At 65.8% G+C, this 13,807-nt stretch carries 10 protein-coding genes; 7 read left to right on the top strand and 3 right to left on the bottom strand.

The genetic code is table 11. The features are described from left to right. Nucleotides 1-75 precede the first annotated feature (75 nt). Both CCO03_RS09615 and CCO03_RS09620 read left to right on the top strand, forming a co-directional pair. Nucleotides 76-2,358 (top strand): arginine/lysine/ornithine decarboxylase, encoded by a 2,283-nt coding sequence (locus CCO03_RS09615; RefSeq protein WP_087280403.1) that lies wholly within the window; start codon nucleotides 76-78, stop codon nucleotides 2,356-2,358. 37 nt (nucleotides 2,359-2,395) lie between these two features. Beyond that, the gene (locus tag CCO03_RS09620) at nucleotides 2,396-2,647 is read left to right on the top strand and encodes a YdcH family protein (protein WP_418236045.1); all 252 of its coding nucleotides are present in this window, start codon (nucleotides 2,396-2,398) and stop codon (nucleotides 2,645-2,647) included. A 247-nt stretch (nucleotides 2,648-2,894) separates the two neighbouring features. On the opposite strand, the gene CCO03_RS09625 is transcribed toward CCO03_RS09620, so the two are convergent. Beyond that, nucleotides 2,895-3,878: a DNA ligase gene (locus CCO03_RS09625; RefSeq protein ID WP_087280409.1), complete on the bottom strand. Its 984-nt coding sequence runs from the start codon at nucleotides 3,876-3,878 to the stop codon at nucleotides 2,895-2,897. Nucleotides 3,879-4,518: 640 nt separating this feature from the next. On the opposite strand from CCO03_RS09625, the gene CCO03_RS09630 reads away from it, so the two are divergent. Next, on the top strand, nucleotides 4,519-5,304 hold the full coding sequence (locus CCO03_RS09630) for an enoyl-CoA hydratase (RefSeq protein WP_087284489.1): 786 nt from the start codon (nucleotides 4,519-4,521) through the stop codon (nucleotides 5,302-5,304). A gap of 407 nt (nucleotides 5,305-5,711) precedes the next feature. On the opposite strand, the gene CCO03_RS09635 is transcribed toward CCO03_RS09630, so the two are convergent. Further along, nucleotides 5,712-7,283: an acetolactate synthase large subunit gene (locus CCO03_RS09635; protein WP_087280412.1), complete on the bottom strand. Its 1,572-nt coding sequence runs from the start codon at nucleotides 7,281-7,283 to the stop codon at nucleotides 5,712-5,714. Nucleotides 7,284-8,096: 813 nt separating this feature from the next. After that, a complete protein-coding gene (locus CCO03_RS19725; RefSeq protein ID WP_157667612.1) occupies nucleotides 8,097-8,348 on the bottom strand; it encodes a hypothetical protein in 252 nt (83 codons plus the stop codon). A 128-nt stretch (nucleotides 8,349-8,476) separates the two neighbouring features. On the opposite strand from CCO03_RS19725, the gene phaC reads away from it, so the two are divergent. From phaC to dusA, 4 genes are all read left to right on the top strand, one after another. Beyond that, a complete protein-coding gene (phaC, locus tag CCO03_RS09640) occupies nucleotides 8,477-10,192 on the top strand; it encodes a class I poly(R)-hydroxyalkanoic acid synthase (protein ID WP_087280415.1) in 1,716 nt (571 codons plus the stop codon). A gap of 102 nt (nucleotides 10,193-10,294) precedes the next feature. Beyond that, nucleotides 10,295-11,473 carry an acetyl-CoA C-acetyltransferase gene (locus tag CCO03_RS09645; RefSeq protein ID WP_087280418.1) on the top strand — a complete coding sequence of 393 codons (1,179 nt, stop codon included), beginning with the start codon at nucleotides 10,295-10,297 and terminating at the stop codon, nucleotides 11,471-11,473. A gap of 60 nt (nucleotides 11,474-11,533) precedes the next feature. Further along, a complete protein-coding gene (gene phbB, locus CCO03_RS09650) occupies nucleotides 11,534-12,271 on the top strand; it encodes an acetoacetyl-CoA reductase (RefSeq protein WP_087280420.1) in 738 nt (245 codons plus the stop codon). A gap of 548 nt (nucleotides 12,272-12,819) precedes the next feature. Further along, entirely contained in the window at nucleotides 12,820-13,773 is a 954-nt protein-coding gene (gene dusA / locus CCO03_RS09655) for a tRNA dihydrouridine(20/20a) synthase DusA (protein WP_236903761.1), read from the top strand. Nucleotides 13,774-13,807: the final 34 nt, after the last annotated feature.

Here is a 13,807-nt window from a genome sequence, read left to right on the forward strand (position 1 = left end):
GTTTGCGTACACTTGCGCGCTATTTTCTGGCGCATTGCATCGCCTTTCGTTTGCCGGCACTTCAGGAGTGGCCCCATGAAATTCCGTTTTCCCATCGTCATCATCGATGAGGACTTTCGTTCGGAAAACACGTCCGGTCTGGGCATCCGTGCCTTGGCCGAAGCGATTCAGACCGAGGGCTTCGAGGTGCTGGGCGCCACCAGCTACGGCGACCTGAGTCAGTTCGCGCAGCAGCAAAGCCGCGCCAGCGCCTTCATCTTGTCGATCGACGACGAGGAAATCACCGGCGGGCCGGACCTGGACCCGGCCATTGTGAACCTGCGCAACTTCATCGAGGAAGTGCGTCGCAAGAACGCCGACGTGCCGATCTACGTGTATGGCGAGACGCGCACCAGCCAGCACCTGCCCAACGACGTGTTGCGCGAGCTGCATGGCTTCATCCACATGTTCGAGGACACGCCCGAATTCGTGGCGCGCCACATCATCCGCGAGGCCAAGAGCTACCTCGAAGGCATCCAGCCGCCGTTCTTCAAGGCCTTGCTGGACTACGCCGAAGATGGCTCGTACAGCTGGCACTGCCCGGGCCACAGCGGGGGCGTGGCCTTCCTGAAGAGCCCGATCGGCCAGATGTACCACCAGTTCTACGGTGAAAACATGCTGCGCGCCGACGTGTGCAACGCCGTGGAAGAGCTGGGCCAGCTGCTGGACCACAACGGCGCCATCGGGGCCAGCGAACGTCAGGCGGCGCGCATCTTCAATTCGGACTACTGCTTCTTCGTCACCAACGGCACGTCGACGTCCAACAAGATCGTGTGGCACCACACGGTGGCGCCCGGCGACGTGGTGGTGGTGGACCGCAACTGCCACAAGTCCAACCTGCACGCCATCATCATGACGGGCGCGATTCCGGTGTTCCTCAAGCCCACGCGCAACCATTTCGGCATCATCGGCCCGATCCCGCAATCGGAGTTCGAGCCCGAGGCCATCAGGGCCAAGATCCGCGCCAACCCATTGCTCAAGGGCGTGGATGCCGACACCGTCAAGCCGCGCATCCTGACCCTGACTCAGTCGACTTACGACGGCGTGCTCTACAACACGCAGACCATCAAGAGCCTGGTCGACGGCTACGTCGACAACCTGCATTTCGACGAGGCGTGGCTGCCCCATGCAGCCTTCCACCCGTTCTACGGCGCCTACCACGCCATGGGCAAGAAGCGCCCACGTCCCAAGGAGACCATGGTCTATTCGACCCAGTCCATCCACAAGCTGCTGGCCGGCATCTCGCAGGCCTCGCACGTGCTGGTGCAGGACTCGATGACCACCAAGCTGGACCAGCCGCTGTTCAACGAGGCGTACCTCATGCACACCTCGACCAGCCCGCAGTACTCCATCATCGCGAGCTGCGACGTGGCGGCGGCCATGATGGAGCCGCCCGGCGGCACGGCCATGGTCGAAGAGAGCATCAGCGAAGCGCTGGACTTCCGCCGTGCCATGCGCAAGGTCGAGGCCGACTACGGCGCGGACGACTGGTGGTTCAAGGTCTGGGGGCCGGACTACCTGGTGCAGGAGGGCATTGGCCGTTCGGACGATTGGATCTTCCACGAAGATCCCAGCGTGGGGCGCGACGACAGCCGCTGGCACGGCTTTGGCGAGCTGGCCGACAGCTTCAACATGCTGGACCCGATCAAGGCCACCGTGGTCACGCCGGGCCTGAAGCTCGACGGCACCTTCGATGCGGAAGGCATTCCCGCCTCCATCGTGACCAAGTTCCTGGCCGAGCACGGGGTGGTGGTCGAGAAGACCGGCCTGTATTCGTTCTTCATCATGTTCACCATCGGCATCACCAAGGGCCGCTGGAACACGCTGGTGACTGCCTTGCAGCAGTTCAAGGACGACTACGACCGCAACCAGCCGCTGGCGCGCATCATGCCGGAGTTCTGCCAGCACCACCCGGTCTACGAGCGCATGGGGCTGCGCGACCTCTGCCAGCACGTGCACGAGATGTACGCCAGCCACGACATCGCACGCCTGACCACCGACATGTACCTGTCGGAGCTGGCGCCGGCCATGACGCCGGCCGAGGCCTATGCCCACATCGCACGCCGCCGCACCGAGCGCGTGCCGATCGACGAGCTGGAAGGCCGTGTGACGGTGGGCCTGCTGACCCCGTATCCGCCCGGCATCCCGCTGCTGATTCCGGGCGAGGTGTTCAACCGCAAGATCGTGGATTACCTGCGGTTCTCGCGCGACTTCGCGCTGCGGTGCCCGGGCTTCGAAACCGACATCCACGGCCTGGTCGAGGAGATCGGCGAAGACGGCAAGCCGCACTTTTTCGCAGATTGCGTGAAGGGAGATTGACCGGCGGCAATTGGCACGGGCAGACGGGGGTGGCAAGATGAATTCCCCCTCAACCCCGAGCAAGGATGTCGACGTGTTCCCTGAATACCGTGAGCTCATCAGCCGCCTGAAGGCCGAAAACCCGCGCTTTGCCAGCCAGTTTGAGAAACACAACGTGTTGGATCAGAAGATCATCAACATGGAAAAAGGCGTCGAGCCGACCAGCCACGACGCCATCGAGCGCCTCAAGCGTGAGAAACTGGCCATCAAGGATGAGCTCTATGCCATGCTCAAAAGCGCCAGCGCCTGACCCGAAGCCAGGCTGCTGCAGCCTGTGAGCCAGCCATCGGCCCTTTTGGGGCCGATTTTTTGGGGTGAGTATGCATTGATCGCCGTTTTCCATTCAACGGCATGCGGTCGATACTCCTGTGAAACTCACGCACCCTGGATCAGGCTAGGCGGTATGCAGCCGGCGCATGGCGGCGAGGGCGCGCTCGGCCATGGTCAGGCCTTGTGTCCGCTGGATGCCGGGGCCGGCATGTTCAGTGCCCCCGCCGTCAGCGCGGCAGCTCGCGCAGGTCGGTGCGAACCCGCACAAAACGGGTGAAGCGGGGCAGGCCTTTGGCCGTCACGCCCTGATGGGCGTAGCTGACGATGCTGCCCAGTGCCGGCGGGGCGCTGCGTTCGGCATCGGTGAAGCCGGTGCCGATGCGAAATTCCTGGCCGGCTGCATTGCGCACGACCAGGGCCCCCAGGCGCCCCGTGTGCTTGCCCTGGCCCGGCACGTGGCCGATGACCACGGCCTCGGCGTCGTCCAGCGGCTTGAACTTGATCAAGGCTGGGCTGCGTCCCACCACGTGCAGCGCCTGGTCGTCGTGCAGCATCAGGCCTTCGGCCCCGTGGTCGTGCACCTGCCGCAGTTTGGCCTGCAGGCTGGTGAAGCTGGCCTCGCGCCACTGGGGCACGGGCGCCCAGGTCGGGGTGGTCGGGCCTGCAGCGGCGGGGCGGCCGGCCAGCGCTTGCAGCTGGGCCAGCCGGGCCTGGAACGGGCCCGCCTGTTCGGGCAGGTCGAACACCATGAACCGCAGGCCGCGCCAGGCATCGTCGCCAGGCTGCAGGCTTTGGACGGTGGCGCTGCTGACCTCGAAGCGGCCGCGGCCGGCCCACAGCTCGCCGTCCATGGCGACGCGCGGCCAGCCGGCCGTGAACCAGTCGGGTGCGGCGATGCGGTGACCCTGGCGCGTGCGCAGGGTGTGGCCGTCCCACCAGGCGCGCACGCCGTCGTACTTCTCGCTGACCCAGTAGCGGGTGACGGGCAGCGGCAAGGCGTCCCGCGTGGTGGCCGTGGCCTGGGCCAGCATCATGGGCGGCGCCTGGCCGGGCGGCAGCGGGCGCGCCGGCTGCAGGGTCGCGCGTGGGATGGTCGAGCGCGCCGTGTCGCGATTCGGTTGTGCTTGCGCGGTGGCTTCGGCCGCCAAGCCGAGCAGGCTCAGGCACGCGGCAAGCACCCCGGCGCAGAGCTTGAGGCCACCTGTGGCCATGGCTGCGGCCGGCGGGGATGGCGATGGCGGGTGTGAACGCATGCGTGAGACTCCGACAGGTTTGCGGGCAGCGCAGGGTGCCAAGTCGGCGTGTACCCCGGAGTCGTGCCCTGCATCCCTTGGCTTGCGCCGATGATGGCCAGCGGCGAGCTGGCCCGGCAAGCGGGCAAGCCCCAAGGCGTCGTGCTTGTCAGGGCTCGGGGGCACCCGGTCGCCCCATTGCGCTGACAGCGAATGGTGTTTCGGCCAGCGCTGCCCTGGCGACCGAGTCCTGGCAGCCTTGCCCCGTCACGATGCCGAGGGCGATCACCTGCAGCAGTCAGGCGCCTGCACTGCGCAAGGCCTGCGGCCCATCAACGAACCGGCTGGCCGTTTGCTTGCTTCGGTGGCCAGTCTCTCGTGGATAAGAGGTTCGCAATTGCACCGCTGCTGGATCTGTGCTGCGTGTCTGGTCGTTGCGCTTCGGCGTTGCCTGTGAATCGATCTGCCAATCGGCGCGCCAATCGGCACGTCAACAGCTTGCCAACCGCCGCGCTCGGCGGCCCGAACGAAGTCGAACATTCGCCTCGGTGACTGATGACCCCGCAGGGCGCGGCCAAAGCGTGCAACCATGGCGGGCTTTCATCCGGATGAACCCTTCATGACCCAGACCCCCAACCCTGTGCGACAGCACCCCTTGCCACCCCAGGTCGAGGTGGCCGCCAATGGCGTGGCCACGGTGACCATCACGGCCGGTGGTCCCCTCAACCTGTATTCCACGCCGGTGATCGCGGGCGCGCGCGAGGCCCTGCACCAGCTGGCCAAGGACAACGGCGTGCGTGTGCTGGTGCTGCGCGGCCAGGGCGAACGGGCCTTTTGCGCCGGTGCCCACATTTCGGAGATGGGCACGCTGAACGTGAACTCGGCCAGCGTCTTCATCGATGGCCTGCGCACGCTGATCGATGCGGCACGCCTGTTTCCGGCCCCCGTCATCGCCCGCGTGCCCGGCTACTGCTTTGGCGGCGGGCTCGAGCTGGTGGCGGCGTGCGACATCCGCATCGGCGCCCAGAACGCCGTGTTCGCCATGCCCGAGGTGGAGATCGGCATCCCGTCCATCATCCAGGCTGCGCTGCTGCCGCGCCTGATCGGTCAGGCCCGCGCAAGCTGGCTGCTGCTGACCGGTGAGCGCATCGACGCGGCCACGGCGCTGCAGTGGGGCCTGATCGACGAGCTGGCGGAAGTGGCCCGCCTGGACGAGGTGGTGGCCGCCCGCGCCAACCGCATGGCCACGTTTGGCCCGCAGGCCTTGCGCCAGCAAAAGCGGCTCTTGCGCGAATGGCAGACCCAGCCGGTGGAACAAGCCATCGTCAACGGCGTGCGCGAGTTTGCCGCGGCCTTCCTGACCGGCGAGCCTCAGCAGCACATGGCGCGTTTCGTCAGAAAGTGAATTGGATAAGCAGTATCAGGCTGTTGTCGTTGATGATGGATCGACAGGCCATGGATACTGGCAAGAGGGTTGGCGTGCTGAGCGACACTGTTCAAGCCGCTATGGGGCTTGCCCTGTGCGCTGGATGACGCGGTTCGGGTGTCGCGTCGCGAACGGGGTGCAAGCTCGCGCTGTGCACCAGCGCGCCTGGGTTCCGAGCCTTGCGCATGCCGCCCTGCCTGCTGCTGGGCCCGACTCACCCGCGACAGACTGGGTGCGGGCGCACAAGGACCGATGCGGCCTGAGACGCTGCGCGCACTGAGCCCATCGCCCATCGCCCTGAGCCCACACGCCGCCGTCCACGCAGGCTGTCGCCGCGCTGGCGGCTGGGCAAGCTGTAGCAGGCGGCGATGCCGCCTGACGGGGCCTCAGATGCGCGCTTCGATGAGGAAGGGGCCGTTCTCGGCCAGACCCGCCTTGAGCGCGTCGACAAACGCTTCTACCGTGTCCACGCGGCGCGAGGGCACGCCCATGGCCTGGGCCAGCTGCGACCAGTTCAGCGAGGGCTGGTCCAGGTCCAGCATGCGGCGGGCGTTGTCGCCCGGCTCTTGCGTGCCCACGGCCTGCATCTCGCCGTGCAGGATGGCGTAGGTGTCGTTGGCATAGACGATGGTCAGCACCTTGAGCTTCTCGCGCGCCTGCGTCCACAGCCCCTGGCAGGTGTACATGCCGCTGCCGTCCGCCTGCATGGACACGACCTGGCGCGTGGGACAGGCCACGCTGGCGCCCACGGCCGTGGGGATGCCTTGGCCGATGGCGCCGCCCGTGGTGGACAGCCAGTCGTGCGGCGCCGCGCCCATGTTGAGCTGGGCGATTTCGCGGCCCGAGGTCACCGATTCGTCGACCACGATGGCGCCTTCGGGCAAGGCCTTGAGCACCAGGCGGTTGACGGCGGCCGAGGTCAGCTTGCCGTTGCTGGGCGCGCTCAGGTCGATGCTGGGGGCGGCTCCCACGCTGGCGCCGTGGGCCGGCACGCCCAGGGCTTCGGCCAAGGCCTGCAGCGCATGCAGCGCGTCTTCGTCGTTGCGCGACAGGCGGCGGACTTCGCAGCTGGCGGGGGCGATTTCGCTGGCCTTGCCTGGGTAGGCGAAGAAGGCCACGGGCGCATTCACGCCGACCAGGATGAGCTCGGCGCAATCGGCCAGGGCCTTGGTGCCCAGGTCGACCACGTAGGGCAGGCGGGCGATGTCGACCGCGCCCTGGCCGCGTTGCATGCGGCGGAAGGCCGTGGGCGTCATCAACTGCACGCCGGTGGCCTGGGCGATGCGACCGGCGACCTGCGCGGCCTCGCCTTCGATGGCTTGCGGGCCCATGAACAGGACCACGCGCTTGCCGGCCTTGCGCGCTGCAGCCATGTGGCGGGCGACGGTCTTGACGTGGTCGCTGTCGGTCAAGGCGGCGGCCAGCGGTGCGACCTTGCGGGCCTGGGTTCCCTCGGGCAGGTCGGTCCAGGCGCAGTCGGCCGGCAGGATCAGCGTGCTGATCTGCCCGGGCTGGCGGCGGGCCTGGGCGATGGCTTCGCCGGCGTCTTCACCCACGCCTTCGGGCGAGCCGATGCGGCGCACCCAATGCGACATGGGCCGGGCAATGGATTCGATGTCCGAGGTCAGCGGCGCGTCGTGCTGCAGGTGGTGGCGGGCGTGGTCGCCCACCACGTTGACCATGGGCGTGCGCGCCCGCTTGGCGTTGTGCAGGTTGGCCAGCGCGTTGCCCAGGCCGGGGCCCAGGTGCAGCAGCGTGGCGGCGGGCTTTTTGGCCATGCGCGCATAGCCGTCGGCAGCGCCCGACACCACGCCTTCGAACAAGCCCAGCACGCAGCGCATCTGGGGCTTGCGATCGAGCGCGGCCACAAAGTGCATTTCGGACGTGCCGGGGTTGGCGAAACACACGTCCACGTCATTGGCCAGCAAGGTGTCACACAGCAGGTCGGCGCCGTTCATGTCGGGGGTACTCCTCGGAGAAAAGGTGGAAGGGATGCGAAGGGACGGAATCCGTGGGCGTGTGCGCACGGGTGAGAAGGTGGGCAATGTCCGGGTCGTTGGAGCCGGTCAGCGGCGCCGTGATCGTGCGGCCAAGGGCAGCGGTTCATTGTGCGTCCATCGCCTGTGCGGCATGTCCCGCATGGGGCAGCGGCCGTGTCGGGCAGGTGGCGCGGTAGAGGCGGCTGAGGGTGGCCAGCTCGTGCGCCGTGCCCAGTCGAATCGCGCCATGGCGCTTGCCGAGGCCAGGGCCTCGCGCAGCGCGGGGCTGTGCGCCGGGGTGCACCGGGTGATGCCCGCCACCAAGTTCTGCAGTGCCGTATTGGGGCGCTGCGGCACTGCGGTCGGGTACATGTCGGGCATGGCCTGGGAAAACAGGCTGCGGATGGCATCGGGGCGAACGCATGCGACGGTCATGGCGATGGGAGAGATGGTGCTGCTCGCCTGCGGCCGCGGGCGGATGGCGGTGCGGGGCAGCCGGATTGTCGAAGCGGTCCGGTCCGGGCGCAAACGACATTTCGGACCCATGTCATGCGCATGGGGAATGACCTGGACAACGGACTCATGCGCCACCGTTGAATGGTGGGCAGCAAGTCGATCGGCTTTCTTGGCCTGTTTCCGCACTCGCATGAGCCCGGACTGCCCGCGTGACCGTCGCCCAAGCCTGCTGTGAGTGTTCGAGGAGGTGGAGTGCTTGAATGACAACTGAAGTAGGAGTATGCATCCATTGTCGTTTTGTGAATAACGGCAATGGCTGGATACTCATTCAGGATGTCATGGCTGTCTGTGAGCGCTCGGGGTGGGCGCTGCGGCGTCGGTCGATGGCGGTTCGGGCGGTGGGCCATCGCCTGCAGGAGTGTCTGCTGCTGCTTGCTCGTCAGCCTGCCTGCGCAACCGCCGCTTGCGCGCCGGCGTGCCGAGGATGTACAGCACGATGGCCAGCGGACATACCCCCCAACCGATGAACGTCATCAGGGCACCGAGCACGGTGCCGTTGGGCGCCATGGCCTCGGCAATGGCAGCCATGGCCACCACGTAAATCCAACCTATCGCAACCACGTACATGGGTCCGCCAGAACTGTCGATTTGTTCGCGTATATTGTCGCTGTAGACATGCCTCATATGCGCAGGGTGTTTGAGGCGAAGGAGGCAACATGAGCAAGCACGGTGATGCATTCGATTGGGCTCAGCAAGCAGCCAAGTTTCAGGAAACGGCTGTACAGAACTGGCGCAATGCCATGCAGGCATTCGGCCAGGGTGAGGTTCAGGGCAACCCGCTGGGTGCCCCGCTGCCGCAGGTCAAGTTCGTGCCCCAGAAGCTCATGGAGTTGCAGAAGCAGTACCTGGCCGAGGCCAGCACGCTCTGGAACCAGGGCGTCAGCGGCAAGCTGGACCTGAAAGACAAGCGCTTCGCCAACGACGCCTGGAAGACCAACCCCCTGGCGGCCATGATGGCGGCGAGCTACCTGCTCAACGCGCGCACGCTGCTGTCCATGGTCGAGGCGGTCGACGCCGACGTCAAAACCAAGAACCGCCTGCGCTTCTCGGTGGAGCAATGGGCCGCCGCTGCGGCGCCGACGAACTTCCTGGCCCTGAATGCGGAAGCGCAGCAGAAGGCCGTGGACACGCAGGGCGCCAGCATCGCCCAGGGCGTGGCCAATTTGCTCAAGGACATCCAGCAGGGCCATGTGTCCATGACGGACGAGAGCAAGTTCGAGGTGGGCAAGAACGTGGCCACCACCGAAGGCGCGGTGGTCTTCGAGAACGAGTTCTTCCAGCTCATCGAGTACAAGCCGCTGACGGCCAAGGTCTACGAACGGCCATTCCTGATGGTGCCACCCTGCATCAACAAGTTCTACATCCTGGACCTGCAGCCGGCCAATTCGCTGATCCGCTACGCCGTGTCCGAAGGACACCGCACCTTCGTCGTCAGCTGGCGCAATCCGGATCAGAGCATGGCCGACAAGACCTGGGACGACTACATCGAGCAGGCCGTCATCCGCGCCATCACCGCGGTGCAGGACATCACCGGTGCGCCTCAGATCAATGCCCTGGGCTTCTGCGTGGGCGGCACCATGCTGACGACGGCGCTGGGCGTGTTGCGTGCCCGCGGCGAAGACCCCGTGGCCAGCGCCACCTTGCTGACCACGCTGGTCGACTTCAGCGACACCGGCATCCTGGATGTCTTCATCGACGAAGGCGTGGTGCGCTACCGCGAGATGGAGATGGGCCGTGGCGGACTGATGGCCGGCAACGCCCTGGCCAGCACCTTCAGCTTCCTGCGTCCGACCGATCTGGTCTGGAACTATGTGGCTGGCAACTACCTCAAGGGTGAAACGCCGCCGCCGTTCGACCTGCTGTACTGGAACTCCGATTCGACCAACCTGCCTGGCCCGTATTACGCCTGGTACCTGCGCCACACCTACCTGCAGAACGACTTGATCAAACCCGGCAAGGCCGAGGTCTGCGGCGTCAAGCTGGACCTGGGCAAGGTCGACATGCCGATTTACATGTATGGCTCGCGTGAAGACCACATCGTGCCCATTGGCGGCGCTTACGGCAGCACGCAGGTGTTTCCCGGCGACAAGCGTTTTGTGATGGGGGCCTCGGGCCACATCGCGGGGGTGATCAACCCGCCAGCCGCCAAAAAGCGCACGCATTGGATCGGGCCGGAAGGGGAGTTCCCGGCATCTGTCGATGACTGGATCGAAACGGCAACAGAATACCCCGGCAGCTGGTGGCCGGATTGGTCGAACTGGCTGCAAGGGCATGCCGGCAAGCAGATTGCCGCCCCCAAGGCTTATGGCAAGGGCGCCAAGTACAAGGCCATCGAGCCCGCACCGGGTCGGTACGTGAAAGCCAAGGCCTGATCCCCACCGTGTGAGGCGCTGCCATCACACGGTCATTCCCCCGTTTGTTCGCCGCGCTGACGATGCCAGTGCGCGGCTGGTTGCACCTCAAGGAGTCATGACATGGAAGACGTGGTCATTGTGTCGGCAGTGCGCACTGCCATCGGCAAGTTCGGCGGCAGCCTGGCCAAGGTGCCGGCAACGGCGCTGGGCGCCACGGTGATCAAGGCCGCCCTGGAGCGCGCCCAGCTCAAGCCCGAGCAGGTGAGCGAGGTCATCATGGGCCAGGTGCTGGCGGCAGGTGTGGGGCAAAACCCCGCACGCCAGGCCTTGATCCATGCCGGGGTGTCCAAGGATGCGCCGGCGCTCACCATCAACGCTGTGTGCGGCTCGGGGCTCAAGGCCGTCATGCTGGCCTACCAGTCCATCGTGAGCGGCGACAACGAGATCGTGGTGGCGGGCGGGCAGGAAAACATGAGCGCCTCGCCCCATGTGCTCAACGGCTCGCGCGATGGCCAGCGCATGGGGGACTGGAAGATGACCGACACCATGATCGTGGACGGTCTGTGGGACGTGTACAACCAGTACCACATGGGCATCACCGCCGAGAACGTCGCCAAGCAAGAGCACGTCACGCGCGAGCAGCAGGATGCCCTGGCCCTGGCCAGCCAGCAAAAGGCCGCAGCTGCCCAGGCCGCCGGCAAGTTCAAGGATGAGATCGTTCCGGTCCACGTGCCGCAGCGCAAGGGCGACCCGCTGGTGTTCGAGCAGGACGAGTTCATCAACGCCAAGACCTCGGCCGAAGCCCTGGCGGGCCTGCGTCCCGCTTTCGACAAGTCGGGCACCGTCACGGCTGGCAACGCTTCCGGCATCAACGACGGCGCCGCCTGCGTGGTCGTCATGTCGGCCAAGAAGGCGGCCGAGCTGGGCCTCAAGCCCCTGGCCCGCATTGCCGGTTTCGCCACCACGGGCCTGGATCCGGCCACCATGGGGCTGGGCCCCGTGCCTGCCACCCAGAAGGCCCTCAAGCGCGCCGGCTGGACCGTGGGCGACGTCGACCTGTTCGAGCTCAACGAAGCCTTCGCGGCACAGGCCTGCGCCGTCAACAACCTGCTGGGCGTGGACCCGGCCAAGGTGAACGTGAACGGCGGCGCCATTGCCCTGGGTCACCCCATCGGTGCCTCGGGTTGCCGCGTGCTGGTCACGCTCTTGCATGAGATGGCACGCCGAGATGTCAAGCGCGGCGTGGCGGCCCTGTGCATCGGCGGGGGCATGGGGGTTTCGCTGGCGGTGGAGCGCTGAGTCACCGGTTTTTTTCTTCTGGCCTGCAGGCCATCACTACGATAAGCAAGGAGTTCATCCATGAGTCAACGCGTCGCATACGTCACCGGTGGTATGGGCGGCATCGGTACCGCCATCTGTCAGCGCCTGCACAAGGAAGGCATGAAGGTCATCGCGGGCTGCGGCCCGACACGGGACTACCAGAAATGGCTCGATGAGCAGGCCCAGCAGGGCTACACGTTCTACGCCAGCGTGGGCAACGTGGCCGACTGGAATTCCACCGTCGAAGCCTTCGACAAGGCCAAGGCCGAGCACGGCAGCATCGACGTGCTGGTCAACAACGCCGGCATCACGCGTGACCGCATGTTCCTCAAGATGACGCGCGAGGACTGGGACGCGGTGATCGAAACCAACCTGAACTCCATGTTCAACGTCACCAAGCAGGTGGTGGGGCCCATGGTGGACAAGGGCTGGGGCCGCATCATCAACATCTCGTCGGTCAATGGCGAAAAAGGGCAGGCCGGCCAAACCAACTACTCGGCCGCCAAGGCCGGCATGCACGGCTTCACCATGGCGCTGGCGCAAGAGTTGGCCAACAAAGGCGTGACCGTGAACACGGTGAGCCCGGGCTACATCGGCACGGACATGGTCAAAGCCATCCGTCCCGACGTTCTCGATAAAATCGTGGGCACGGTGCCGGTCAAGCGCTTGGGGGAGCCCTCCGAGATTGCCTCCATCATCGCTTGGCTGGCTTCGAACGAAGCCGGGTACTCCACCGGTGCCGACTTCTCGGTCAACGGCGGCCTGCACATGGGGTGACCCCGTGGCAGCCCCGGCATGCTGGCTTCAGCGTGCACAAAGGCCCACCGTGTGTGGGCTTTTTTTGTGGCCGGCGGACGCAAGCCGGCTTCGGGTCGGCGAGGCGTGGCGGGTGCATGGCGGCTGTTGAGGCCGTCTGTGCCATGAGTGCCGTCGTGCCGCGGCAGGGCATCGCAAGCGGCAGGGGCCGGCGAGATGGCTGCGCATTGTTGGATTGATTAGAGGTATGCCTGTGTTGGCGTTTGAAGAACAGCGAACAGCGAGACATACTCACTCAAGCTTGTTACCGTGCAGCATCAGCACGTTGTCCACCAGACCTTCGCCTTAGGGGTCGCATCCATGGATGGCCCATCCTGAAAGGGTCGCATCCCATGAATGCCTTCGGTGGTACACGTAAAAATGTGGCCCTCAATGAACCACAGAGCCCTAAAAAATCACTCCACATGATCGAACAATCAGGCCAAACAAACACCGTTGCCGAGTCGCAAGTTGATGTTGTTAGGCGGAATTCTGCTCCTTTCAACCCCTGGCGCCTCTCGGTGGCGCCCATGATCGCGTGGACCGATCGGCACTGTCGGTTTTTCCACCGCCTGCTGACACGGGAAGCGCGGCTGTACACCGAGATGATCACCACGGGCGCCTTGATTCACGGCAACGTGCCGCTGCACCTGGATTTCAACGAGGTGGAGCATGCCGTGGCCTTGCAGCTCGGGGGCAGCGAGCCGGCCGATCTGGCGCACTGCGCCAAGCTGGGTGAGCGCTGGGGCTACGACGAGATCAACCTGAACTGCGGTTGCCCCAGCGAGCGTGTGCTCAAGGGGGCGTTCGGCGCCTGCCTGATGAACGAGCCGCAGCTGGTGGCCGATGGCGTGAAGGCCATGCGGGATGCGGTGTCGATTCCGGTCACGGTCAAGCACCGCATCGGCATCGACGACGAAACGCGCTACAGCTTTGTGCGCGACTTCGTGGGCACCATCGCCGACGCGGGCTGCGAGGTGTTCATCGTGCATGCGCGCAACGCCTGGCTCAAAGGCCTGTCGCCCAAGGAAAACCGCGAAATTCCACCGCTGCGTTACGAGGTCGCGCACCAGCTCAAGCGGGATTTTCCGCAGCTGACCATCGTCATCAATGGCGGCATCACCAACGACGAGGCGGTCGAGCATCACCTGGCCCATGTCGATGGCGTGATGGTGGGTCGCGAGGCCTACCACCGGCCCTGGTGGCTGACCGAGTGGGATGCGCGCTACTTTGGCGCCGCGCCCAGCACGCTCACCATGGACGAGGTCGAGGACGCCATGTGCGCCTACATCGAGAGGGCCTGCGCCAAGCGCGAGGACTTGTACTGGCCGGCGATCACCCGCCACATGCTGGGCATGCGCCAGGGGCTGAAGGGCAGCCGGCGTTGGCGTCAGGTCTTGAGCGACTTCCGCCTCAAGCACGGGCCCGTGCGCGAGGCCTTTGCCCTGGCGCACCAGCCGGCAGCGGCTGCTGTGACGGCGTGAACCTGCGGTTGCGCGGTTGGGCGCAACATCAAGC

It is taken from the genome of Comamonas serinivorans, assembly GCF_002158865.1.
GTDB classification, from domain to species: Bacteria; Pseudomonadota; Gammaproteobacteria; order Burkholderiales; family Burkholderiaceae_C; genus Comamonas_E; species Comamonas_E serinivorans.

Excerpts from the sequence above, each read along its gene's own strand:
- CCO03_RS09615 (WP_087280403.1), top strand. The coding sequence starts at position 76 with ATGAAATTCCGTTTTCCCATCGTCATCATCGATGAGGACTTTCGTTCG.
- CCO03_RS09620 (WP_418236045.1), top strand. The coding sequence starts at position 2,396 with ATGAATTCCCCCTCAACCCCGAGCAAGGATGTCGACGTGTTCCCTGAA.
- CCO03_RS09625 (WP_087280409.1), bottom strand. The coding sequence starts at position 3,878 with ATGGCCACAGGTGGCCTCAAGCTCTGCGCCGGGGTGCTTGCCGCGTGC.
- CCO03_RS09630 (WP_087284489.1), top strand. The coding sequence starts at position 4,519 with ATGACCCAGACCCCCAACCCTGTGCGACAGCACCCCTTGCCACCCCAG.
- CCO03_RS09635 (WP_087280412.1), bottom strand. The coding sequence starts at position 7,283 with ATGAACGGCGCCGACCTGCTGTGTGACACCTTGCTGGCCAATGACGTG.
- CCO03_RS19725 (WP_157667612.1), bottom strand. The coding sequence starts at position 8,348 with ATGGCTGCCATTGCCGAGGCCATGGCGCCCAACGGCACCGTGCTCGGT.
- phaC (WP_087280415.1), top strand. The coding sequence starts at position 8,477 with ATGAGCAAGCACGGTGATGCATTCGATTGGGCTCAGCAAGCAGCCAAG.
- CCO03_RS09645 (WP_087280418.1), top strand. The coding sequence starts at position 10,295 with ATGGAAGACGTGGTCATTGTGTCGGCAGTGCGCACTGCCATCGGCAAG.
- phbB (WP_087280420.1), top strand. The coding sequence starts at position 11,534 with ATGAGTCAACGCGTCGCATACGTCACCGGTGGTATGGGCGGCATCGGT.
- dusA (WP_236903761.1), top strand. The coding sequence starts at position 12,820 with ATGATCGCGTGGACCGATCGGCACTGTCGGTTTTTCCACCGCCTGCTG.